Annotated in this window: 27 protein-coding genes and 1 other RNA gene; 15 read left to right on the top strand and 13 right to left on the bottom strand. The window is 38.2% G+C overall.

What is annotated here, in order from left to right; genetic code table 11:
• Positions 1-2 precede the first annotated feature (2 nt).
• Positions 3-1,412 (bottom strand): 23S rRNA (uracil(1939)-C(5))-methyltransferase RlmD, encoded by a 1,410-nt coding sequence (rlmD, locus tag T8I65_RS06745; RefSeq protein ID WP_322302629.1) that lies wholly within the window; start codon positions 1,410-1,412, stop codon positions 3-5.
• Between the two features lie 174 nt (positions 1,413-1,586).
• Here rlmD and rocD point away from each other — a divergent pair, with 174 nt between their 5' ends.
• Positions 1,587-2,870 (top strand): ornithine--oxo-acid transaminase, encoded by a 1,284-nt coding sequence (rocD, locus tag T8I65_RS06750; RefSeq protein ID WP_322302630.1) that lies wholly within the window; start codon positions 1,587-1,589, stop codon positions 2,868-2,870.
• Between the two features lie 67 nt (positions 2,871-2,937).
• Here the strand turns inward: rocD and T8I65_RS06755 are convergent, their stop codons facing one another.
• From T8I65_RS06755 to T8I65_RS06765, 3 genes are read right to left on the bottom strand one after another with little or no spacing between them, the layout of a single operon-like run.
• Positions 2,938-3,264 carry a CCC motif membrane protein gene (locus T8I65_RS06755; protein ID WP_295182344.1) on the bottom strand — a complete coding sequence of 109 codons (327 nt, stop codon included), beginning with the start codon at positions 3,262-3,264 and terminating at the stop codon, positions 2,938-2,940.
• Positions 3,265-3,281: 17 nt separating this feature from the next.
• Entirely contained in the window at positions 3,282-3,575 is a 294-nt protein-coding gene (locus tag T8I65_RS06760; RefSeq protein ID WP_322302631.1) for a DUF2752 domain-containing protein, read from the bottom strand.
• Complete coding sequence (locus T8I65_RS06765) at positions 3,572-5,404, bottom strand: T9SS type A sorting domain-containing protein (RefSeq protein WP_322302632.1); 1,833 nt, start codon at positions 5,402-5,404, stop codon at positions 3,572-3,574. The genes T8I65_RS06760 and T8I65_RS06765 overlap by 4 nt, the downstream gene beginning before the upstream one ends.
• A gap of 77 nt (positions 5,405-5,481) precedes the next feature.
• Between T8I65_RS06765 and T8I65_RS06770 the strand changes: the two genes are divergently transcribed.
• Complete coding sequence (locus T8I65_RS06770) at positions 5,482-5,682, top strand: hypothetical protein (RefSeq protein ID WP_322302633.1); 201 nt, start codon at positions 5,482-5,484, stop codon at positions 5,680-5,682.
• Positions 5,679-6,227 carry a Smr/MutS family protein gene (locus T8I65_RS06775; RefSeq protein ID WP_322302634.1) on the top strand — a complete coding sequence of 183 codons (549 nt, stop codon included), beginning with the start codon at positions 5,679-5,681 and terminating at the stop codon, positions 6,225-6,227. The genes T8I65_RS06770 and T8I65_RS06775 overlap by 4 nt, the downstream gene beginning before the upstream one ends.
• Here the strand turns inward: T8I65_RS06775 and T8I65_RS06780 are convergent.
• The gene (locus tag T8I65_RS06780; RefSeq protein WP_322302635.1) at positions 6,224-7,264 is read right to left on the bottom strand and encodes a hypothetical protein; all 1,041 of its coding nucleotides are present in this window, start codon (positions 7,262-7,264) and stop codon (positions 6,224-6,226) included. The genes T8I65_RS06775 and T8I65_RS06780 overlap by 4 nt on opposite strands.
• Positions 7,265-7,351: 87 nt before the next feature.
• Here T8I65_RS06780 and T8I65_RS06785 point away from each other — a divergent pair, with 87 nt between their 5' ends.
• Positions 7,352-8,500, top strand: a complete 1,149-nt coding sequence (locus T8I65_RS06785) for a cysteine desulfurase family protein (RefSeq protein WP_322302636.1) — start codon at positions 7,352-7,354, stop codon at positions 8,498-8,500.
• Positions 8,501-8,564: 64 nt separating this feature from the next.
• On the opposite strand, the gene T8I65_RS06790 is transcribed toward T8I65_RS06785, so the two are convergent.
• Complete coding sequence (locus T8I65_RS06790) at positions 8,565-10,253, bottom strand: M23 family metallopeptidase (protein ID WP_322302637.1); 1,689 nt, start codon at positions 10,251-10,253, stop codon at positions 8,565-8,567.
• Positions 10,254-10,438: 185 nt separating this feature from the next.
• Between T8I65_RS06790 and T8I65_RS06795 the strand changes: the two genes are divergently transcribed.
• The 4 genes from T8I65_RS06795 (at position 10,439) to rny (ending at position 12,814) form a co-directional block, all read left to right on the top strand.
• Positions 10,439-10,729, top strand: a complete 291-nt coding sequence (locus tag T8I65_RS06795) for a hypothetical protein (protein WP_322302638.1) — start codon at positions 10,439-10,441, stop codon at positions 10,727-10,729.
• 6 nt (positions 10,730-10,735) lie between these two features.
• Entirely contained in the window at positions 10,736-11,029 is a 294-nt protein-coding gene (locus tag T8I65_RS06800) for a cell division protein ZapA (protein ID WP_141877545.1), read from the top strand.
• A 51-nt stretch (positions 11,030-11,080) separates the two neighbouring features.
• A non-coding RNA gene (gene ssrS / locus T8I65_RS06805) (6S RNA) lies at positions 11,081-11,199 on the top strand.
• A gap of 52 nt (positions 11,200-11,251) precedes the next feature.
• Positions 11,252-12,814, top strand: a complete 1,563-nt coding sequence (rny, locus tag T8I65_RS06810) for a ribonuclease Y (protein ID WP_322302639.1) — start codon at positions 11,252-11,254, stop codon at positions 12,812-12,814.
• Positions 12,815-12,883: 69 nt separating this feature from the next.
• Here the strand turns inward: rny and T8I65_RS06815 are convergent, their stop codons facing one another.
• Together T8I65_RS06815 and xerD are read right to left on the bottom strand one after the other, a co-directional pair.
• Positions 12,884-13,831, bottom strand: a complete 948-nt coding sequence (locus tag T8I65_RS06815; RefSeq protein ID WP_322302640.1) for an aldo/keto reductase — start codon at positions 13,829-13,831, stop codon at positions 12,884-12,886.
• A 77-nt stretch (positions 13,832-13,908) separates the two neighbouring features.
• Entirely contained in the window at positions 13,909-14,805 is an 897-nt protein-coding gene (gene xerD, locus T8I65_RS06820; RefSeq protein ID WP_322302641.1) for a site-specific tyrosine recombinase XerD, read from the bottom strand.
• A 110-nt stretch (positions 14,806-14,915) separates the two neighbouring features.
• Here xerD and T8I65_RS06825 point away from each other — a divergent pair, with 110 nt between their 5' ends.
• The 6 genes from T8I65_RS06825 (at position 14,916) to T8I65_RS06850 (ending at position 18,694) form a co-directional block, all read left to right on the top strand.
• Complete coding sequence (locus T8I65_RS06825; protein ID WP_416173212.1) at positions 14,916-15,521, top strand: porin family protein; 606 nt, start codon at positions 14,916-14,918, stop codon at positions 15,519-15,521.
• 131 nt (positions 15,522-15,652) lie between these two features.
• A complete protein-coding gene (locus tag T8I65_RS06830) occupies positions 15,653-16,186 on the top strand; it encodes a porin family protein (protein WP_322302643.1) in 534 nt (177 codons plus the stop codon).
• Positions 16,187-16,324: 138 nt separating this feature from the next.
• Positions 16,325-16,858: a porin family protein gene (locus tag T8I65_RS06835; protein WP_322302644.1), complete on the top strand. Its 534-nt coding sequence runs from the start codon at positions 16,325-16,327 to the stop codon at positions 16,856-16,858.
• A 119-nt stretch (positions 16,859-16,977) separates the two neighbouring features.
• A complete protein-coding gene (locus tag T8I65_RS06840) occupies positions 16,978-17,502 on the top strand; it encodes a hypothetical protein (protein WP_322302645.1) in 525 nt (174 codons plus the stop codon).
• A 51-nt stretch (positions 17,503-17,553) separates the two neighbouring features.
• Positions 17,554-17,979 (top strand): type II 3-dehydroquinate dehydratase, encoded by a 426-nt coding sequence (aroQ, locus tag T8I65_RS06845; RefSeq protein WP_322302646.1) that lies wholly within the window; start codon positions 17,554-17,556, stop codon positions 17,977-17,979.
• Positions 17,972-18,694 carry a diphthine--ammonia ligase gene (locus T8I65_RS06850; protein WP_322302647.1) on the top strand — a complete coding sequence of 241 codons (723 nt, stop codon included), beginning with the start codon at positions 17,972-17,974 and terminating at the stop codon, positions 18,692-18,694. The genes aroQ and T8I65_RS06850 overlap by 8 nt, the downstream gene beginning before the upstream one ends.
• Positions 18,695-18,854: 160 nt before the next feature.
• Here the strand turns inward: T8I65_RS06850 and lpdA are convergent, their stop codons facing one another.
• The 5 genes from lpdA to T8I65_RS06875 all read right to left on the bottom strand — a co-directional run bounded on the left by lpdA (position 18,855) and on the right by T8I65_RS06875 (position 22,735).
• Positions 18,855-20,246 carry a dihydrolipoyl dehydrogenase gene (lpdA, locus tag T8I65_RS06855; protein ID WP_322302648.1) on the bottom strand — a complete coding sequence of 464 codons (1,392 nt, stop codon included), beginning with the start codon at positions 20,244-20,246 and terminating at the stop codon, positions 18,855-18,857.
• A 147-nt stretch (positions 20,247-20,393) separates the two neighbouring features.
• Positions 20,394-20,933, bottom strand: coding sequence for a hypothetical protein (locus tag T8I65_RS06860; protein WP_298248212.1), 540 nt, complete (start codon positions 20,931-20,933; stop codon positions 20,394-20,396).
• 16 nt (positions 20,934-20,949) lie between these two features.
• A complete protein-coding gene (gene msrB, locus T8I65_RS06865; protein ID WP_322302649.1) occupies positions 20,950-21,342 on the bottom strand; it encodes a peptide-methionine (R)-S-oxide reductase MsrB in 393 nt (130 codons plus the stop codon).
• Positions 21,343-21,346: 4 nt separating this feature from the next.
• On the bottom strand, positions 21,347-21,835 hold the full coding sequence (msrB, locus tag T8I65_RS06870) for a peptide-methionine (R)-S-oxide reductase MsrB (protein WP_322302650.1): 489 nt from the start codon (positions 21,833-21,835) through the stop codon (positions 21,347-21,349).
• A 27-nt stretch (positions 21,836-21,862) separates the two neighbouring features.
• Positions 21,863-22,735, bottom strand: coding sequence for an alpha/beta hydrolase (locus T8I65_RS06875; protein ID WP_322302651.1), 873 nt, complete (start codon positions 22,733-22,735; stop codon positions 21,863-21,865).
• A 186-nt stretch (positions 22,736-22,921) separates the two neighbouring features.
• Here T8I65_RS06875 and T8I65_RS06880 point away from each other — a divergent pair, with 186 nt between their 5' ends.
• Positions 22,922-23,743 (top strand): M48 family metallopeptidase, encoded by an 822-nt coding sequence (locus T8I65_RS06880; RefSeq protein WP_322302652.1) that lies wholly within the window; start codon positions 22,922-22,924, stop codon positions 23,741-23,743.
• Positions 23,744-23,757 lie beyond the last annotated feature (14 nt).

A 23,757-nucleotide genomic window follows, 5' to 3' on the forward strand; every position in this document is an offset into this window, starting at 1 on the left:
TATTATCGTTTTTCCAGAAGGACAACATTTTCCACATGGTGAGTTTGGGGAAACATATCCACGGCTCTAGTTTTGGTAACCTTATAATGTTCATCCATCAAAGATAAATCTCTGGCCTGTGTCGCAGAGTTGCAGCTAACATACACAATTTTTTCAGGCATTATTCCCAGAATTTGAGCCACTACATCTTTATGCATTCCATCGCGTGGTGGATCTGTAATGATCACATCAGGTTTACCATGTTTTGCGATAAAACTTTCAGTAAAAACCTTACGCATATCTCCAACATAGAACTCCGTATTTTGAATATTGTTGCGTTCAGCATTTTCCCGTGCATCTTTGATTGCTTCAGGAACAGCTTCAACCCCAATTACTTTTTTCGCATTTTTAGCTACAAATTGTGCGATGGTACCAGTCCCAGTATAGAGGTCATACACCAGTTCGTCACCTTTAAGATCTGCATATTCCCGTGTGATCTTGTATAAGTTGTAAGCCTGCTCAGAATTAGTCTGGTAAAAAGATTTAGCATTGATCTTAAATTTAAGACCTTCCATCTCCTCAAAAATATGGTCGCGACCCTTGAAACAGATAACTTCCTGATCGTAGATCGTGTCATTTCCTTTATTATTGATCACATATTGTAATGAAGTGATCTCTGGAAATTCGATACTTAAAGCATTAAGGAGTAGTTCTCTCTTTACTTTATCTTCTTCATAGAATTGTATAAGTACCATGAGCTCCCCGGTGGAAGTGGTTCTAATCATGAGGGTACGCAACAGGCCTTCCTGGCTTCTAGTATTAAAGAAAGAGATATCATTATTAGTAGCGAAATCTCTGGTGTAATTTCTAATGGCATTACTAGGATCAGCTTGTAAATGGCATTTTTTGATGTCCAGTATTTTATCCCACATTCCCGGAATATGGAATCCAAGGGCATTACGATCTTCAATATTCTCACCACTTTGAATTTCATCTATGGTGAGCCATCTACTGTCGCTGAAGGAAAACTCCATTTTATTCCGGTAAAAATAGATCTCTTCACTTCCAAGAATTGGAGTTACCTCAGGCAATTCAATTTTACCCAGGCGCTGGAGATTATTGATCACCTCGTTCTCTTTATATTCAAGCTGAAACTTATATTCCATGTTCTGCCATTTGCAACCTCCGCAGGTTCCAAAATGCTGGCAAACAGGTTCTGTTCTTTTATCTGAAAACTTATGGAACTCTACTGCAGTTCCCTGGTAATATGATTTTCTTTTTCTGGTGGTTTGAATATCTGCAACATCGCCGGGAACGGCATTGTCTATAAAGATCACTCTACCATCTGGAGACTTACCAATTGCCTTACCTTTAGCTCCGGCATCTACTACTTCAATTTCAGTAAATAACTTGTTCTTGTTTCTTCTTGCCATAGCGCAAAAATAGGATAATTAACAAGATTTAAAGAGAGGCCAGTTGAAATTTTCAGCAAACATTTAGTAATTTGCAGCAATTCGAATTTACGGGATGATTTCTCTCCAAATAGCGCTAATTCATGCGGAAAAGTAGGAATAACCAAACACTAATTCAAAAAATTAAGAACTAACATGCCATTACCTAAAGTCAATTCTTCAGATGAAGCGATACAACTGGAAGATCAACATGGAGCCCATAACTACCATCCATTACCTGCAGTATTAAGTAAGGGGGAGGGTGTTCATGTCTGGGATGTTGAAGGCAAAAAATATTATGATTTTCTATCGGCTTATTCCGCAGTAAATCAGGGGCATTGTCATCCAAAGATCGTTGGAGCAATGTACGAACAGGCGTCTAAACTGGCTCTTACTTCAAGAGCTTTTCATAATGATGTTCTTGGAGCTTATGAAAAGTATGCTACAGAGTATTTTGGTTTCGATAAGATCTTACCAATGAATACTGGTGCAGAGGCAGTGGAAACAGCTATCAAGATTGCTCGTAAGTGGGCTTATGAGAAAAAAGGTGTGAAGGAAACAGAAGCGCAGATCATTGTTGCTGAAAATAATTTCCACGGAAGAACCACTACGATCATTTCTTTTTCGAATGATGAGGGAGCCCGTAAGAACTTTGGTCCTTATACACCAGGTTTTATCAAGATCAATTATGATGATGTAGATGCTCTGGAAGAGGCAATAGAAAATAATCCGAATATCGCTGGTTTTCTTATTGAACCAATCCAGGGTGAAGCAGGTGTTTATACGCCTACAGATGACTACATGAGAAGAGTGAAGGAGATCTGTAACAAGAATAACGTATTGTTCATGGCAGATGAAATACAAACAGGGATTGCCAGAACTGGTGGTCTTTTGGCTGTTTGTGGGCACTGTACTTGTGAAAATCATTGTGAAAGACAGGAAGAAACTTATAGCAAACCTGATATTCTTATTTTAGGTAAAGCACTTTCTGGAGGGAATTACCCGGTATCTGCAGTACTTGCAGACGATGAAGTGATGGAAGTTATTAAGCCAGGACAGCATGGTTCTACATTTGGAGGTAACCCGGTTGCCGCTGCCGTGGCTGTCGCAGCGCTGGATGTGGTAAAAGACGAGAACCTTATTCAGAATGCTAGAAAGCTAGGTAATTTGTTCAGACAACTGCTGGATGATTATATCAAGGAAAGCAATATTGTGGAACTTGTACGAGGACGCGGCTTACTAAACGCTATCGTAATCAACGATTCTCCAGATAGTACAACTGCCTGGGATATATGTATGGCGCTTAAAGCGAATGGTTTACTGGCTAAACCAACGCACGGTAATATTATTCGTTTTGCTCCACCATTAGTGATGAATGAAGAACAATTAAGAGACTGTGTCAATATTATTGTCAAAACTCTAAAGCAATTCGAAAAGTAAATTGCATTACAATACATAAAAAAAACCCGCTTAATAGCGGGTTTTTTTATTCTAGATCAACAGGCTATTACCCACCATATTCTCTTAAAATCTCTCTTTGCATTTCTTCTACACCTTCCATACCGCCGAAAACAATTAAACTTACAATAGTAATTAGAATAGAAATCCCACTAAGTACAAGACCTATAATTGCCAGTATTTTCCCAGTCTTCACATTATTATATCCCGTATATAAGTGAGGATCTGTATTGTAAATTTCCATTGCACGCTTAGACATCACTAATGCGATAATTCCGAAGATGATTCCGGCAATTCCATAGCAGCAGCAACCTACGATCGATAAAATTCCGAAGACGAGGATTAGGGTTGAATTTGGTAATTCTCTTTGTTCCATTGGTAGTTAGTTATTGGTTAATTAAATATATAAAGCATTTTGTACAGGTAAGCTCCGGCGATGATGACCCCGTTAAAAATTATAAGACCAATTTTAATAGTATGGTCATGCCGGAATTTAAAAAACAGATTAAAGATGACAAAAACTAGTAATAAAATAATACTATAGATGGCAGGATACATGTAAAAAGCAGCTTCAAAATTACCTTGAAGCAACAATGCTACAGAACGCTGCGCTCCGCATCCGGTACAATCAATACCAAAGACGCTTTTGTTCAGGCAGGGTAGCATGTATTCTTCTATCGAACTCAATTACTGACTCTTACTTTTTTGCTGATCTCTATTTGATCATTAGTTTTTACCTTTACAATATAAATAGCATTACTCAAATTACCGGTAGGATATAAAAATTCTTTTTCTCTGTTTTGCAGAAACTTCTGGTATACCTGCTTTCCCTGTAGATCATAAATGCTTACCTGTGTGATCCAGCTGTCGTAAAATAGTTTTATTTCAAGTTGCTCCTGCTTATTATTCTGAAATATTTCTATAGAATTAAGGAGAACGCGTGGTGGTTTTGAGTCGAACACTTTTAAATCTTCTGTCTCAGGATCCTGAGTATTATTACCTTCATTAGATTCTTCTGCCGCCGATTCCTGTTCTTCATTATTCTCATTTTCATTAGTCTGCTCAGCATTCTCTTCTTCTTGAGGAGGTAATTTTTCAATGAAACTCAGGTAAAACCGGTTTTTGTAATTTCCTTCGGATAGGCTTAAGCTTAAACTACCAGAACGTATACCGAAATACAGATTCTGTTCAGCATCATAAATAAAGACTCGATCTGGATCAAAATTTTGTAGATCTGAAATGCTAAACTCCACTTCTGTATTTTCCTTCAGTTGAAGTAGTAGTGGAATAAGTTTTTCATCAATTTTTGGCTGAACATTAATAACATAATTGATATCATTCAGATTCCAGAAAATGTCATTGGATTTCTGTTCTATACTTTTAGCATCCATACCATGATCAACCTGATCTGTAGACCTTTCATCAAAGCCAAGAACCAGATTTTTTTCGTGTAAAGCATTGAAGGTAATTTTTAAAGTCAGAGTAGTACTCGATGGTCTCTGTGAAGTCTTGAAGATCGGGATCTGATCATCACCCTTATAGATCCTCTGATTATTTGTGAAGCGTATTATTCCATCCTGCTTTCCAATAACCATAAATCCCTGGCCAATTGGCGACGGACTCCTATTGACTTCTGCTCCACGAAACAGCTCTACATCAGCGCTATTTCTGAAAATTGGAGGTGCGTATTGTCTTAATCCTGGAGAATATGTACCATAGCCTCCTACATAATCTGATAGGTAGTGAGAATTAACTTCAGCTTTTGAATCCCAGAAATAGGCAATTCCGGTAGTAGCTATATTTTCAAGTAAGAATCGATCCAGATCAAACAAGGAGGGATAAGGATTTCCTATAAGCAGAATTTGGTCTTTTTTAATAGGTATTTCAATCAAACCATTATTGGGAATGCCTCTAAAATCGTAAAGCTGGGCATTTTCAGGATTAATTGCTTCAGAATTGATAACTCTTAGATCCAATCCATTTACTCCTTTCATGCTGAAACCTTCACCTGGGAAGAGATCGAATTGATTTCCCAGATATTGCCAGTTCGAATAACCGGTTCCAGAGAATGCATAAAGCCATCTATTCGATATTTGCAGTGGATCAGATTTACCGTTAAGATCTGAACTGAGGGAAACTTTTTCCGAGTTTAATACATCTTCTGGTGCGAATATATAATCGATTAAACTTTGCTCTGTACTTCTAACGGCTACAGGTAAACTCCAGTAATTATAATCATAAGCTGAAGACGTGCCGCGTTGATACACTGAAAGTTTTCCAGTACCTGTATTCTTATTGTAATCAGTTTCTCCCTGCAGCAGTCCGGCATTGTTTCGAAGGTATATGCCAGCTTTAGTTCCAGGATCTTTCTGATCTATATTTATTTCCTGCTCCACATAAAGCAGCCTGTTCTCTACATAGAGGTAATGCTCTGCTTCCGCAGAAGATGTGACAGATAATTGTGCAAATACAGAGCTCGCACTAAAAATCAGCAGAAAAAGCAAGGTGTGCTTCACGAAAGCTATAAATTTGCAATAAATGTAATCATTAATCGAATTCACCGAATTCTGTGATATGATTTAATTGTTTGAAAATGAATAATTCTCAGGTTCTAAATACGATACTCATCTTTATTGGTGGTGCGCTGCTTCTATATGCTATATCTGTTGACGATGTAAGTCCGTACTTTAAAATAATAGGTCTGGTCATTATTATGCTTGGTCTTTACCGCGCGACTAACTTCTGGGTTGCAACTAAGGATGATCACGAAGGGCAAGATGAAAGTGATAAATGATGCTGAAAAAAGGTGATAGAGTAGAGGTGATCGATGATGCCCTTGCCGGGGTGGTTCAGGATGTTCAGAACGATAGTATTACTATAAAGACTGAAGATGGATTCTTGATGAACTTTGAAGCCCAGGAACTGGTTAAGATTGAAGATTCGCTGGCTATAGAAGATGTGTCAGATTTTGATATGGAGCAGGTAATCAAGCAAAAAACACCTGATAAGCCAAGAAGATCAGAACGAATTAAGCCTAAGGAACGTATTGCTCCTCCTATGGAAGTAGATTTACACATTCATCAATTGGTAAAATCCAGCCGACATATGTCTAACCATGAAATGCTGAATTTACAGCTGGATCATGCCCGTCACAAACTGGAATTTGCCATTCAAAAGCGTATTCCGAAGATCGTATTTATACACGGCAAAGGCGAAGGTGTACTTAAAATGGAGCTGGAATATCTTTTAGGAAGATACTCGAACGTAAAATTTTACGATGCAGATTATCAGAAATATGGTCTTGGCGCTACCGAAGTATACGTCTTTCAGAATGCTTAATTAGAAGTTTCTTCATCGGTTTCTTCTGTTTCCTCAGTATTATCATCCTCTTCTTCATCGTTGCAATCTTGGTCTGTGTTGGGACATTGTAAGAAAGGAACGCCATTCTCATTCAGCGAACCTAACTGGTAGGAACTAAAGCCAATGGTTTCTCCAGATCCATCATCTTTCCTTTCAAGGTTGAAATTACGTAGCGTCACCTGATAACCGTAATTCCTTGTGATATTGTGTGGAATATATTCATTATGCTGGAAAAATTCAGTTTGCTGATCATTTAGATAATTTTCTAGACCATCCCCGGTGCTGCTGAATAATTCAGGATTAATAAGTCCGTCTTCCTCGCTTACTTCCAGTCTCGTTTCCACACCATCTCCATCATCATCATCATCCAGATAGTTAGGGATACCATCTGTGTCCGTATCAACCTCTCCATTATCATCCAATATGGAATCTTCGTTGATAGCACGTTCTCTTTCAGTAAGTACGTTATCACCATCATCATCCACGTCCAGGTAATCTGGAATTTCATCACCGTCTGTATCCTGATGATTAATTCCATCTGGATCCCAACCTTCCTGTAAATTAGAGAGACCATCGTCATCTGGATCTGCATCTCCGGTTTCGTCTGTAAACCTGGTAGCGATGGTCACAGTTCCATCAGAACCACTCTCATACTCTGTTGTTGGCACCGGTTCACTTGGAGGAACTACCTGGCAGAAATAGTTGCCGCCATCAATCTGTCCATTATATATACGGTAAATAACCTTGTTGGTTCCACTTAGAGAGAAAGTGATGTTTTCAGAAGTGTTGGTAATAAACTTTCCAGAATCATCTGTAGTAATATCGCTATTATTAAATTCCAGGGAAATCGATTCGTTTACATCATCATTATTAGTAGCATAGATCACGAACTTATTCGGGCCTTCACAAAACTGAAGTGTACTGTCCTCAAAATCAAAGTCGGTTACAATTATATCTCCATCATCACAGGAAGTAAACAGGCTTAGCAGCGCAATCGCGATCAAAAAACGTTTCATTCTATTGCTTTTTAAACAAAAATACAGGAATCAAAGATATGAGGAAGAGATGTAGGAAGTTATTTTATTTCCATTAATTTTGCGGCCATGAAAAATGTCTATTTTGATTCTGCAGCTACCACCCAGATTCGGGATGAGGTGGTCGATAAAATGACCAGCGTTTTAAAAGAAAACTATGGAAATCCATCTTCCACACATAGCTTCGGAAGATCTTCCAAAACCCTGATCGAGCAGGCCAGAAAATCTGTTGCTAAGATTCTTAATGTAAAAGCATCTGAGATCGTATTTACTTCCGGAGGGACTGAAGCAGATAATCTTGCTTTAAATTCTGCCGTAAGGGATCTGGGTGTTCGAAGGATCATTACTTCCAAAATCGAACATCACGCGGTACTTTATACTGTTAATCAACTTCAGGACTGTTTTGATGTCGAGGTAGAATATGTTTCCCTGGATTCCAAAGGTCATGTGGATCTAAAAGATCTTGAAGAACGATTAAAATCTTCAGACTCTAAGACACTGGTAAGCCTGATGCACGTGAATAATGAGATTGGTAATATGCTGGATCTCAAAAAAACCGCGCAACTCGTAAAATCCTATAACGCACTTTTTCATTCGGATACCGTACAATCTGTGGGTCATTTTGAGCTTGATTTCGAAGAAATCCCTGTCGACTTTACCGCGGTAAGTGCTCATAAATTTCATGGACCAAAAGGTGTTGGCTTTGCGTATGTGCGTCGCAACTCTGGTTTAAAACCATTAATTTTTGGTGGGGAGCAGGAACGAGGTCACCGTGCAGGAACTGAAGGTGTACACAATATTGTGGGTCTGGAAGAGGCTTTAAAACTTGCTTACAAGGATCTGGAGAAAGAACAGGCTTATGTGAAAGGTTTGAAACAACACTTTATAGATAAGCTAAAGCAGGAGATTCCTGGTGTAAGTTTTAATGGTGCCTGTGAAGATCATACTCAAAGTACATATACTTTATTGAACGTTTGTCTGCCTGTAACCCAGGAAAAGGCTTTGATGCTTTTGTTTCAACTGGATCTTAAAGGGATCGCCTGTTCAAAAGGGAGTGCCTGCCAGAGCGGGAGTGACACTGGTAGTCATGTGCTAAACGCATTTTGTTCTGAAGAGGATTTGAAAAAACCTTCCCTGCGTTTTTCATTTTCCCGATACAATACTAAAGAAGAAATCGACTATGTAGTAGCGACTTTAAAAGATTTTATAGAAAGCTAAACTATAATCCAACTATAAAAAAGCCCGGATCATAGATTCGGGCTTTTTCTTTTTTATATAACTATTATTTTCTGAAGAACTTCGCGGTGTAAGTAGTTGTATTGCCAACATTATCATTCACGATGATCTTTAGATCATTCTCAGTTTCGGTCACTACATCATCTGAAAAGTAATGCGTGAGTGTATTGTTCTTGTATTCGTATTCCATTAAAATGAACTTCCCATTCACTGTTGCTCTGAAATCCTGAATTCCTGAAAGATCATCTGATATTTTAACTTTCAAGGTTTCATTACCAGAAATCCACTGACCATCGTAGAAATTAACCGGTCTAACGCTCGGGGCATTCGTATCCTGTGCTAATCGATAATTACCAAATGTTCTGGTGCCTGTGGTAAAGCGATTTCCTTTCTTATAGGTTGTCGAGTAGTTCAACCTGCCATTATTTGAAACACGTGCAATAAATGTTTTTGCTTTATCTTCTTCGGAAAGTTCACTTACATCAAAACCTATGGTGAAGTTTTTATGTAAAGGTATCTCATCGCGATGTACCGTTACTACATCATCACTGAAGTTGATATCAAGATAAGTATCATTATATAAACTACCACCAGGAATATATATATCCATTTTTCCTCCTTTGGCAGATAGTCCATTTTCACTGGAAGCCAGGTATTCCGTTTCCAATTTTTCTCTTTTAATGATCTTATCACTAATCTGTCCTTTGATTGGAATGCGGATAAGCTTTTCATTGCCTTTAAGATCTGTCACTCTTATGGTATATTGATAATCGAGACTATCTTTAATATTCAACAGTCCGTCGTTTTGCATATTTCCGTAGATACTTAAAGGATTACTTTGAGTTTTATAAAGACGTTGTATTCTACTTCTATTGGTGGCATAGTATTCATAATCGATCAACTGATTAAGATGCCTGGTTTCAGCGAAAGAAAACTTTTCGAAGTTTATTTCGAAAACTTCTTCTCCATTCAGGTTTGATTCTATTTTAAAAACACCATTCTGATTGTAAGCGCCATCTTGCTGATCTACAGTGGTAATACCAAAACCTATTTCACCACAAGCTTTAACTTCGGGAACTGCAAATGTTCCGTCATTTTGAGGGATCAACTTTAATTTTTGTCGGTTTTGAGAATTATTTACATGTGCATCTTCACCAAGAGGATAGGCGAAAATTCCCTGAATCATAGGCGGTTTTGAGTCGGCAACATCCAGACCAAATAATTGAGCATTCATTGGTCGCTGGCTTCCATCCCTGATTTCGAAATGTAGATGCGGGCCTCCGCTACCACCTGTATTTCCGCTATAGGCGATCAACTCTCCTTTTTCAACTTTAAGTTCACCAGGTTCAGGGAAAAGTTCTATTTCGTAAGATTCCTTAGCATATTGCTGTTTCCGCAGATAATCCTTCAGCTTTGGAGATAACTTCTGAAGATGTCCGTACACTGTAGTGTAACCATTTGGATGCTGGATATAAAGAGCCTTTCCGTAGCCATAATGCTGAATATTGATTCGGCTAATATAACCTTCCGCAGCAGCATTTACCTCAAGACCTTCACGCTGCTGGGTTTTAATATCTAGTCCGCTATGGAAATGATTGGACCTTAATTCACCAAAGGTTCCAGCGAGAACGATGGGTACATTAAGCGGATTTTCAAAATAATTCTGAGGTAATTCTTGTTGGGAGTGAACCTGAATACAGATAAAGGATAACAGGAATAATAAGGCTTTCTTCATAGATCTGGGGACTTTTTCATTTTCAAAGCAGCTGTAAAGTTAATTAAAGTTCTATCAATATTAAATGGCTTGCCTACAGAGAATTACTAACATTGTTCATTATTATTTTAAATCACCTGAAAAAGTATTGGGATATTTCAAAGCGTATGTTAACTTTGTAAGGGTTCACATCGGTTTTAGCGATTATGAGTGATATGACAGAAATAGTTGATAACCTGGAGAATAAGATTAGTAAGCTCCTTCATAGATATGAATCTGTGAGGCAGTCCAATAAATCTTTACAAGAGGAATTGATTTCTGTAAGATCTGAATATGAGAAGCTGGAGGAGGATTTACAACTTTCCAGAGATCAAATTCAAACTCTAAAAGCAGCGAACGCGATGCTTGGCAGTACCGAACATAAGACAGAAACGAAGCTCAAAATAAATAGCCTGATTCGGGAAATCGATCAGTGCATCGTTCAGTTATCTGAATAATTTAGGATGGAAGATAAACTGAAAATTAAAATATCGATCGCAGACCGCGTGTATCCGTTAACCATTCAGCCCAGCCAGGAGGAAGGTTTGCGAAAGGCAGCGAAAAAGATCGAAGCGATGATCAAACAGTTTGAGCAGAATTATGCTGTGCGCGATAAGCAGGATGTATTAGCCATGTGTGCTTTACAATTTGCGGCTCAAACAGAGCAGAAGAATATAGATAAGTCGAGTGAGATGATTGAAGCAGAAGATAAGTTAAAGGAACTTAACGATCTGTTACAGGAACATTTAAGCTCATAAGTTCTTAAAATATAATAAAGGTTACTGCCTGTATTAGTGCTTTTTTGATAAACTCAACACGAATTCTTTAAAGAGGGTAAGTCTATGTTGTAAAAGCGTGCCGTGTCCCTTTACCGGGAGAGCGGATTCTTGATCAGCTTGTTAGCCCTAAACTTGATTTTAAGGAGTTTAATCCAAAACACAGCTAATACAGGCTTTTTTTTTACATCTAATTCAATATAAATGGAAATACTTATAATAATTGTTGCAGCAGTGGTAGGCCTTGCGTTGGGTTTTGCGATTGCAAAGATGCTTGAGAAGAAACAGGCTTCTAATACTATTATCAGCGCAAAAAAAGAGGCAAATTCTATTATAAAAGAAGCCAAAGCAGAAGGGGAGAGCATTAAAAAAGATAAAATTCTTCAGGCAAAAGAAAAGTTTATTGAATTAAAGTCTGAGCATGAGAAAGTGATCTTATCCAGGGATAAGAAAATTGGTGATGCAGAAAAGAGAATAAAGGATAAGGAGTCTCATGTCTCTAATGAGCTTAGCAAAAACAAAAAACTAAACAAAGATCTTGAAGGTAAACTTGCAGATTATAATCATCGTGTAGATTATTTAGATAAGCGCCAGGAAGAGATCGATAAACTTCATAACAGTAAAGTGCAGCAACTGGAGGTTATCTCCGGACTTTCTGCGGAAGATGCTAAGGCACAACTTATAGAATCACTGAAGGATGCTGCTAAGGCAGACGCTATGTCTTTGATCCAGGATACGGTTGAAGAGGCAAAATTAACTGCGCAGCAGGAAGCGAAGAAGATCATCATAAACACCATTCAGCGAATTGGAACTGAAGAAGCTATTGATAATTGCGTTTCAGTATTCAACCTGGAAAGTGATGATGTAAAAGGCCGGATTATTGGTCGTGAAGGTCGAAATATTAGAGCTTTGGAAGCTGCTACGGGAGTTGAAATCATCGTTGATGATACTCCAGAAGCAATCATTTTAAGTTGTTTTGATTCTGTTCGTAGAGAAGTTGCGAGATTATCACTTCACAAATTAGTGACCGATGGTAGAATTCACCCGGCACGTATTGAAGAAGTAGTTAAGAAAACACGTAAACAGATCGAAGAAGAGATCATTGATATAGGTAAAAGAACTGTCATCGATCTTGGTATTCATGGTTTACAGCCAGAATTGATTAAAATGGTAGGAAGAATGAAATATCGTTCTTCTTATGGGCAGAACCTGCTACAACACTCTAGAGAAGTCGCCAAACTTTGTGGAGTCATGGCTTCAGAACTTGGTTTAAATCCAAAATTAGCTAAGAGAGCAGGATTATTGCATGATATTGGTAAAGTTCCGGAAACGGAAACTGAAGTTCCTCACGCGATCCTTGGAATGCAATGGGCAGAGAAGCATGGCGAAAAGCCGGAAGTGTGTAATGCTATTGGAGCTCACCACGACGAGATCGAAATGAATTCACTATTATCACCAATCGTTCAGGTTTGTGATGCTATTAGTGGTGCCAGACCGGGAGCAAGAAGACAGGTGCTTGATTCTTATATTCAGCGTTTAAAAGATCTTGAGGAAATAGCCTTTGGTTTTGGCGGAGTTAAGAAAGCTTACGCTATACAGGCTGGGCGTGAACTTCGAGTGATCGTTGAAAGCGAGAAAGTTTCTGATGATAAAGCTGCGAACTTATCTTTCGAGATCTCCCAGAAGATCCAGACAGATATGACCTATCCAGGACAGGTGAAGATCACCGTGATCAGAGAAACTAGAGCAGTCAATGTTGCAAAATAAAAAATGGAAGTATTTATAAAAAAAAGGCCGTTCGTAAGAACGGCCTTTTTTTATTTGAGTTCTGTATTCTTAATCATTATAGATGTTCTCATATGAGTTTCCTTCCATCTCAAAGAATTTCCCGGTAACATATCTAAAGTGATCATCAAGATCTGCGATCTCTTTAAGATCATCTTCGTCCAGTTGGAAACCGGCACTTTGTAGATTTTCCTTTATCCTACCTTCATTAGTGGACTTTGGAATAACAGCAGTACCTCTTTGCTCACTCCATTTGATTAGGATCTGTCCAGCAGAAGCTCCATGTTTTTTTGCAATTTTATTTATCACAGGATTTTCAAGTAGAGAAGGTTCGTCATCAGCTTTCATTTCGTCGCTACGATCACCACTACCCAGCGGAGAATAACCAGTGACATTGATCCCATTTCTACTACAGAATTCCAGCAGTTTATCCTGTTGCAAATAAGGATGAAGTTCAACCTGATTCATTTCAGGTGCATGGTCGGTATCGTTCATAAGCTCCTCTAGTTTTTCAATACTAAAATTGGAAACTCCAATATGCTTTACCAGGCCTTGCTCTTTCGCTTTGATCATTTCCTTCCAGGTCTCTATGAGTGGTACTTCCTCAAGAGATAAGAAATCTTCCGCTTTTTCAGGAAATGATACATCAGGTTTGAAAGCTACCGGCCAGTGAATAAGGTAAAGATCAAGATACTCCAGCTGTAAATCTTTTAAAGTCTGTTTTAGAGCTGGGATAACATCTTCTTTTTTATGAGCATTGTTCCATAATTTAGAAGTAACCCATACATCTTCCCGTTTGATATCACCTTTACCAAAAACTTCAGCAAATGCTTCACCAACTTCGGCTTCGTTGCCATAAGTGGCAGCACAATCAATGTGTTTATATCCATTGTTCAGGGCAATCTTCACGGCGTTCGCTACTTCACCTTTTTCAGATTTCCATGTTCCAAGACCTATGGCATCCATATGGTCTCCATTCTTAAATTTTAAAGTCTTCATAATTCAATTTTTTATGAAGTTAAGGATTTATAGAGGGAGCGAAAAGTCCTGAAATTGGTTTAGCAGAACTTTAATATCTAGCGGCGGGGATGGAAGCTTTCCATGACTTCTCTCAAATGCGATCTGTCTACATGTACATAGACTTCAGTAGTGGTAATGCTCTCATGTCCTAACATTTGTTGAATGGCTCTTAGATCGGCTCCATTTTCCAGTAGATGGGTTGCAAAGGAATGGCGAAAGGTATGCGGACTCACATTTTTACTAATACCGGCTTCTTTGGTGAGTTTTCTTACGATCGTGAAGATCATAGCCCGCGTTAATTGCCTTCCCCTTCTGTTCAGGAAAAGTGTATCGCTGTATTCGTCTTTTATTGGCTGATGTGGACGAACTTCATCTTTATATAGCGTGATGTATTTCATGGTGTATTCTGAAATAGGAACAAATCGCTGTTTATTCCCTTTACCGGTAATTTTAATAAAGCCTTCATCGAAGAACAGATCAGACATTTTGAGTTCGGTAAGTTCAGAAACACGTAATCCACAGCCGTATAAGGTTTCAATGATGGCTCGATTTCTTTCGCCTTCAGCTTTACCAAGATCTATCGCCCGTATAATTCTGTCAACCTCTTCCGTAGATATAATATCGGGAAGTTTTCGTCCTGTCTTTGGTGATTCAATAAGTTCCATAGGATTTTGCTCCCGGTAATTTTCAAAAACCAGGTAATCAAAAAAGCTTCGCAAACCGGATATCAATCTTGATTGAGAACGGGCATTTATGCTTGAAGAAACATCATAAATAAACTTTTGAATGAGTTCTTCGGAAATTTGATCGGGACCTACTTCAATTTTATTAACATTAAGGAACTTCTGAAGTTTTCTTACGTCTAATTGGTAGTTCGAAATGGAATTATCTGATAATCCACGTTCAAGCTTAAGGTAGTTGGTATAATCCTTTAAGGCATGCTCCCATTTCATGTGTTAAAGATAGCAATTACGGGGTATCAGTCTTAATAATACTTTAAGCTTGCGTAACTTTTTGTTAACAGGTTGTATCCTACTTTTGGCGGAAATAAAAATTAATCATGATGAAAAAAACAGTTTTATTAGTAGCCGTTGCGTTGATGGGATTTGTATCTAATTCGTTCGCACAGGAAAGTTGGAGTTTTGGTGTTAAGGGTGGTGTAAACTTCTCTACCGTAACTGGAGATTACTTCAATGATCCAAGTCATAGAACAGCATTTAATGTTGGTGTTCTTGCTGAAATTCCTGTAGCAAATAGACTATCTATACAACCAGAGGTATTATACTCTGCTCAGGGATACGATTTTGCATCGATCGATGAAGACAACATTTTCGATATTGACGACAACATTGAATATCAATTAGATTATATCCAGGTACCGGTACTTGCTAAAGTATACGTGACCGATGGATTGAGTGTTCAGGCAGGTCCTTCTTTTAACTTCAATGTGAACGAAGAAATCGATTACTCTCCGACTGATAACGGTGGGGATATCGATCTTGAAGATCAGGTAAAAGATTTTGAAATTGGTGGTGCTGCAGGTTTGGAGTACAAACTTAACAACGGATTCTTTATTCAGGGTAGATATACTTACGGTTTTACCGAAGTATTTGATGGATCTGATGCTCATAATTCAGTTTGGCAGGCAGGTATTGGATACCAGTTCTAGTCTCCGAAAAATTAGTAGAGAAAAGCGGACGTTGTCCGCTTTTTTTTTTATGCCAAGAATTTTGAAGGAAAATTTCTACATGCATATAATATGATTAGTTTTGGCGGTCTAACTACAAATTCAATCACGAAATGTTAAAAACAATTATGTGTGCGATGGCATTCACCATGCTGTCATTATTTTCCTTTGCGCAGGAATCAACTTTTGGTCTAACCGCAGGGTATTTAAATGCCGAATTCAAAGTGAGCGAAGAAACTGTAAGCTTCTCTGATGACGGCTCAGGTTTTTATGTTGGAGTTCTAGCCGACTTCGAACTTAACGAATCATGGCATCTTGTTCCTGGAGTAAATTATGGTAGAGTGGAAGAGACCAATCTTTTATTTATTCCCGTAATGGCGCAGTACCATATCGCGAACTCCGGAGTCTTCCTTCAGGTCGGGCCACAAGCGACATTGAATCTTGAAGATGATCCAGGTGAATACACAAACACAATTGGTGTGGATGCAGGTTTTGGTGTAGGATATGAGATCAATGAGAATTTCTTCGTTGAAGCTAAGTACGCGCTTGAACTCACAAACCGATTCGCAGATAGGGTAAGGGAGATGGATGATGACTTTAAACTGAATTTAAATACGTTCACCGTTGGAGTAGGCTATAAGTTCTAGATTTTTCTTTTCTAAAGCCTTGGAACCGAAGAGATTCTCTTCGGTTTTTTTATTTATAAACGTTAGTGGATAATATTTCAGAATGAGCTTCGTTTTCCTTGCTATACCTTACATCTAACCTATTTAAATTATTATTTAATGTTTAAAAAAATCATTTTGATCGCAGGATTTGCAATCCTCTCTTTGTCATCTTTTGCTCAAGAAACTTCTTTTGGAGTTACAGCTGGTTATTTAAATTCAATCTATTCCGTAAAAGATGAAGTTTATAACTATAATCTCAGTGAATCCGGATACTATGTTGGTGCCTTTCTGGATATTAGCCTTAATGAATCATTAAGTCTTGTGCCCGGTGTAAATTATTCAAATTCTCATGATTCTAATATGCTGTATGTTCCCCTCATGTTGAAATATAGTATAGCTGATTCCGGTTTCTATCTTCAGGGTGGGCCACAGGCATCTATAATTTTTGATGAAGAACGCGTTAGACATAATCAGGATTTTGGTATTGATCTGGGTTTCGGACTTGGATATAATATTAACGAACATTTTTTCGTGGAAGCTAAATACTATCACGAGGTCACGAATAGATTTAAAGATCATGAACTTCATATGTCCAATGACCTCAAAGAAGGAATAAATTCATTGATGATAGGAGTCGGCTACAAATTCTAATACATTGAAAAATTTAAATTTTAAAGCGAAGATTAAATCTTCGCTTTTTTTTAGAATAAACCTGAATCAATTTCGTTATTATTGTTATTACGCTTACGACTACTAAAACCTATCTAATTATGCTGAAATCTTTCAATATCTTATTGATCCTTGCTATATGTTCTTCCATTCTTGTGGCTCAGGAAAGGGAAGAATCTCCATTAACACCTGAAGAAAATCGTGCTAAAATCAATTTTGAAGGTCAACAGGGACAGGTAAAATATTATAATGATAGCAACCTGGAAGCTGATACTTTCGATCTTGGTGAAATAGTGCCGGGCTTGAAATTACAGCCTCATCAGGTGAGGTATGAGAACCCGACCAGTAAGACCGATATTATGGGATATAATCTAAAATATCAATTAGGTAATTCAGACTTTTCAATAATGGCGGGCGGTCAGGAGATCATCTATTCAAGTATTGACGGTACGAGAGACTATGATTTTACCACAGGTCTTGGTGTAGATTATGAAGTAAATAAAAACACTTCTTTAGAAGCCAATTACTTTTTTGGTTTTCAGAATCTAAATTCGGGGAAGGCGGTTTCTCCTGTGCAGTATATACCTCTACAACCTTTAAATTTCAAATTCAAAACATCATTCTAGAACTGCTTAGCCTATTCTTACTTTTTCTTCAGAATTGATTATTTTCACCTTATGAAATTATTGATATTAAACGGGCCTAATCTTAATCTGTTAGGAACCAGGGAACCTGATACTTACGGCAGCAAAAGTTTTGAAGACTACTTTTCAGAACTTCAGTTCAAATTTAGAAACATTGAGCTTTCTTACAATCAAACCAATATTGAAGGGGAGCTTATAGATATGATCCAGAAGGGACAGGAAGATTTTGATGGCATCATTCTCAATGCTGCTGCTTATACTCATACTTCAGTAGGAATTGGTGATGCAGTCGCAGCAATTAATATTCCGGTGGTAGAGGTCCATATTTCCAACACTTTTTCCCGTGAGGATTTCAGGCACAAATCCTACATTTCACCTAATTCGAAAGGTATTATTGTTGGCTTTGGTCTGCAAAGTTATGACCTAGCCATTCAAAGTTTTCTAAAGGACGATGAATAAAGCTTATATCAACTGGAGCAGTGGAAAAGATGCTGCAATGTCTTTGTACTACGCCCGGAAGAACAGGGAGCTGCAAGTTGGAAAGCTGGTAACGAGTCTAAGTGCAGATGTTGATAGAGTTACCATGCACGGAGTGCGTAGAGAATTGCTGCTTCAACAGGCTCAATGCATCGGTATGGATTTACAAATTATAGATCTTCCTGCTAATGCGGGAATGGAAACCTATAATCAGAAGATGGCTGAGGCTACAAATCAGTTAAAATCAGAAGATTTTTCTCATGCGATTTTTGGCGATATATTCCTTGAGGATCTACGAACCTATCGTGAAGAGCAATTACAGAAAGCTAATGTTCAGGCGGTCTTTCCTTTATGGAAACTCAATACAAAGGAATTGATTCAGCAGTTTATAGATCTCAATTTTAAAGCAATCGTGGTTTGTACCAACTCCAAAGTGCTCGATGATTCTTTCTGCGGAAGACTTATCGATAAAGAGTTTGTAAATGACTTACCCGAGAATGTTGATCCCTGTGGAGAAAACGGGGAATTTCACACCTTTGTTTACGACGGACCAATTTTCGAAAAACCTGTTAAGTTTGAAGTAGGAGAGAAGGTAAAGCGATCCTATTCTTCTGCGAAAGATGAAGATAATTGTCATAGCGATACTGAAAAATCCTGGGATACAGAATTTTGTTTTTGTGATCTTCTTCCGAAGTAAAATTTCCAAATAGTATCTATTTCGCTAAGCTGAATTTAACTTCAGTAGAAGCTAGAAATATGATCATCGTGATTCTTTGTATAGTCTAGCATATATCGCATTAAAATAAAAAACCCGCCTTCATCTGAAAGCGGGTTTTAATATATAATATGTTTGCTTATTACAAGTGGATCACTTCATCGTAAGCAGCAGCTACAGCTTCCATTACCGCTTCACTCATCGTTGGGTGTGGGTGAACTGCTTTTAGTACTTCATGACCTGTAGTTTCAAGCTTTCTACCTAAAACCGCTTCTGCGATCATATCAGTTACTCCGGCACCAATCATATGGCAACCTAACCATTCACCATACTTAGCATCAAAGATCACCTTAACGAAACCATCCTTCTTACCAGATGCGCTCGCTTTTCCTGAAGCTGAAAAAGGGAATTTCCCAATTTTCAATTCATAACCAGCTTCTTTTGCCTGCTTTTCAGTCATTCCAACTGAAGCAATTTCCGGAGTAGCATAAGTACATCCAGGAATGTTTCCGTAGTCAAGTGGTTCTACATCCATTCCTTTGATCTTTTCAACACAAAGAATCCCTTCCGCAGAAGCAACATGCGCCAGAGCTGGTCCGGCTACTACATCTCCAATTGCGTAAATTCCTGAAACATTTGTTTGATAAAAATCATTCACGAGAATCTTGTCCTTGTCTGTCTTGATCCCAAGATCTTCCAGGCCAATATTTTCGATATTAGTTTTAATTCCAACTGCAGAAAGTACTATGTCTGCTTCCAGAGTTTCTTCTCCTTTTTTGGTCTTTACTTTAGCTTTTACTTTATCACCAGATTTCTCAACGCTTTCTACTGAAGAATTCGTCATTACTTTGATGCCGGCTTTCTTGATGCTTCTTTCAAATTGCTTGGAAACTTCTTCATCCTCTAAAGGAACAACGTTAGGTAGATATTCCACCACCGTTACTTCTGTTCCCATAGAATTATAGAAGTGCGCGAATTCCACACCAATCGCTCCGGAGCCAACGACGATCATTTTCTTTGGCTGCTTTTTAAGAGTCATTGCTTCACGGTAACCGATCACTGTTTTACCATCTTGCTTAAGATTTGGCAATTCTCTTGATCTTGCTCCAGTTGCAATGATGATATTATCTGCCTGGTATTCAGTTTTCTTGTCTTTACTGTCGGTAACCTCTACTTTTTTACCAGATTTAAGTTTACCATAACCTTCAAGAACATCAATTTTGTTCTTCTTCATTAAGAACTGAACACCTTTACTCATTCCATTGGCAACATCTCTGCTTCGTTTTACTACCGCATCAAAATCCTTATCTGGATTTTCAAGTTTTAAACCATAGTCTTCAGCATGTTTCAGGTATTCAAAAACTTCAGCACTTTTTAATAATGCTTTGGTTGGAATACATCCCCAGTTAAGACAAACTCCACCAAGACTTTCCTTCTCAACAATAGCGGTTTTGAAACCTAGTTGAGAAGCACGAATGGCAGTTACATATCCACCTGGGCCACTACCTAGAACTATAATATCATATTTAGTCATATTCAGAATATTTTGATTCGGTTAACGAAGTTGCGAATTTAAGGAATTTCAGCTTAAACTAAAAGCTGAGAAGACCCATTATAATATGAAAAAAGCCCATCAAATACTGATGGGCTGTTGTTGTAAATTTGTAACTAGAACTTTAAACTATTTAAGATCTAAACCGAAACGTTTCTGTACCTGCTCAAAATTTGAAAAATCAACATCTGCGTTGGCTTCAAACGTAGCAGATGGAAGAACTACAATTCTGAAGGTTTGATTTTCTGTAAATTGACTGCTAAGACCGCTCAAATCAAAATTCCCATCTATTATTATTTCTATATCCGAAACAGTGTAATTAAAAACATACTGTATTGTTCCTTGATTCAGAAAGAAATTTTGAGGAATTTGGCTCCATGAATCTATAGTGCCACCGTCCTCTGCATCTAAAATTTCCAAGCGATAAATTAAAACTGCATCTGATTCCGGTTCGAATGTAGCCACTTCGTCTGGAATGTCAAATACTTGTGAGTAATAATTGACATCGGCTAAATACTCAAAATCAATTGTTCTTTCATAAGTATATCCAAGACCATCCAGCCCATCTACACCATCCTGTCCCGGAGGTCCTGGAGGTCCAACTTCACCGTCTGAAGAACATGCGACGATCGTACTTGCTATTAAAATAAGTGATAGTAATTTTTTCATGATAAATTGGATTTAGTTATTGATTAAAGTTGATGCTGGCCGAATTCACGCAAAAGCGCTGGCCGGTCTCTGTAGGACCATCATCAAAAACGTGGCCAAGATGGCTTCCGCAGTTAGAACAAAGGATTTCAGTGCGTATCATTCCAAATGTTCTATCCTGAATATACTCTACTTTTCCATCAATCGCATTGTCGAAACTTGGCCATCCACATCCACTTTCAAATTTTGCATCACTCTCAAATAATTGCTCTCCGCAGGCCGCACACTGATAGTCACCATCTTCAAAATGAAGATTGTACTCACCAGTATGCGGTGCTTCAGTTCCTTTTCCTCTTAAAACTCTATACTGCTCAGGAGAAAGTTTTTCTTTCCACTCCTCTTCAGTCTTTTCTATATTATACTTCTTCATATTATTACTTTTTTGGTTCGAAGTCCATAGCGACTCCGTTGATACAATGTCTTTTTCCCGTAGTTTCTCTGGGACCATCATTAAAAACATGACCAAGATGTCCACCACACTTAGCACAATGCACTTCATCACGCTGGTAACCTAATTTAGAATCACTTCCATAGGCAACACCGCCTTCGATCGCACGATCAAAACTTGGCCATCCGGTACCGCTTTCAAATTTGTGCTCATTCTCGTATAATTCATTTCCACAAGCAGCGCACACGAAGATCCCAGGTTCTTTAATATCCAGTAGATCACTACTATAAGGTCTTTCTGTTGCCGCCTCTCTCAAAACTGCATACTCCTGTGAAGTTAATTCTGCTTTCCATTCCTCTTTGGACTTGGTTACTTCGTAGGATTTGGAACTTTCCTTAGTAGAATCTTTCTGTGCATTTCCGTTACAACTAAACAGAAACGTGGCCATTAGGCTTAGTATTAAAAACTTTTTCATCTTTTAATTTTTTCTTTAAAATTACAATTATTGTGCCGCTATAAAACTTGTAATTTTGTTAATTACTTCAGGATTACCTAGTATCCTGCGGTGTCCAAGGTTTTCGGTGATCATCAATTCACTATTCTCCAGAACCTCATCAATCTCGTAAGCCGAATTCACTTCAACATCCACATCATGTTCGTCGTGAATAATAAGAGTAGGAGTAAACACTTCTTTGGCAGACTCTGCACCAGAAAGTGCGTCCATATCCTGTTTAAATTTATTGTCCAGATATGCTTTCATCTTCCTAGCAACCTTATCGTTCATTTTCATGTTAGCAGCAAAGTTTTTAGTGATCTCGGTAACGTTATTTGCCGTTCCAATCAATATTAGCTTGTTGGTTTTTAATCCATCCTTTATAGCTCTAAGAGATGACATACCTCCAAGAGAATGTCCGATTACAGCTTCAAATGGACCATACTTATTATCCAGAAATTTTACAGCTTCAATAAAGAAAGGCATCATGCTCATTTTCCCGTCGGCTTTTCCATGTCCTGGAGCATCAAAGCTTATCGTTTGATAGCCCATTACTTTTAATGCTGAAGCAATTTTAGCCAGCTGAGTTCCCCGGCCGCTCCAGCCATGAACAAGCAGAACTTTCTTACTTGACTTTCCATATTTGTAGGTCACGATTTCTCGGTTCACTGAAGGAACTATTACCTTTTCCTGTTCTGTGTTTTCATCCATTTCCTTTTCTCTCTCCGGAAGTTTATAACGGAAAGGAGTAAGAAATAGCTTCGCCGCAAATCTGCTGGCCAGAAACGGACTTACTTTCGTTAGAATTTGGGATGTAGTTAGAATATACTGCGGAACCAATAGTCTTTGAACCGGTATGCTGTCTTTAGTATTTTGAGTCATTTTGGGTGCGTTCTGGTCGTGAGTCGGCTTTCATACGTTGTTTGTAATATGCTTTGAAAGCCTTGTGAATACTGCAAATATCAACAATGGTATTGTTTTTGAAACTGCTTTTATTGTTAAATCATACTTAATTCAACTCGAGCAGGTTTGCTGCTTTTGTACTTTTAGGTATCAAAAACCAACGATATGAAAATTAAGAATGCCTTATTAGGTTTAAGTGTACTGCTTATGGTGGTCTCATGTAAGACTAATCCATTTACTGGAGAGAAAAATTTGAACTTTGTCTCCAATGATCAATTGTTCCCAACTTCTTTTGAACAATACAATCAATTTCTGAACGAAGCCGAAGTCGTGAATAATACGGAAGAATCCAGAAAGGTTAAAAGACTAGGAGAAGATATTGTAACTGCTGCTGAAAGATATTTGAACGCCAACGGTTACCAGGGTTTTATGAATGACTTTAAATGGGAGTTCAATCTTGTAAAAGATGATCAGGCCAACGCTTTTGCTATGCCTGGTGGAAAAGTTGTCGTTTATACAGGTATTTTGGATGAAGCTCAGAATACAAATGGTCTCGCTACAATCATGGCTCATGAGATCGCCCATGCACTTGCAGATCACGGTGCTCAAAGAATGAGTGCAGCTCAATTACAACAATTAGGAGCAGTAGCTGGAACAGTAGCTGTTAGTGGTCGTAGTGAAAGTACGCAACAAATTTTTGCTCAGGCATATGGATTAGGTACGACAGTAGGAGTAATGCTCCCTTTTAGCAGAAGTCATGAGTCTGAAGCTGATAGAATTGGGTTAACACTTATGGCAATTGCTGGTTACGATCCTAGGGAAGCTCCTGAATTATGGAAAAGAATGCAAGCTAATAGTGGCGGGCAGGCTCCACCAGAATTTTTGAGTACTCACCCTTCGAATGCAACAAGGATCAACAATTTAACTCAGTGGGCTCCTGAAGCTATTGCTGAAGCGAAAAAATACGGATCTACTACTTTTAAATAAGTTATCTTAAAATT

The sequence above is a fragment of the Christiangramia sp. OXR-203 genome (genome assembly GCF_034372165.1).
Taxonomy (GTDB): domain Bacteria; phylum Bacteroidota; class Bacteroidia; order Flavobacteriales; family Flavobacteriaceae; genus Christiangramia.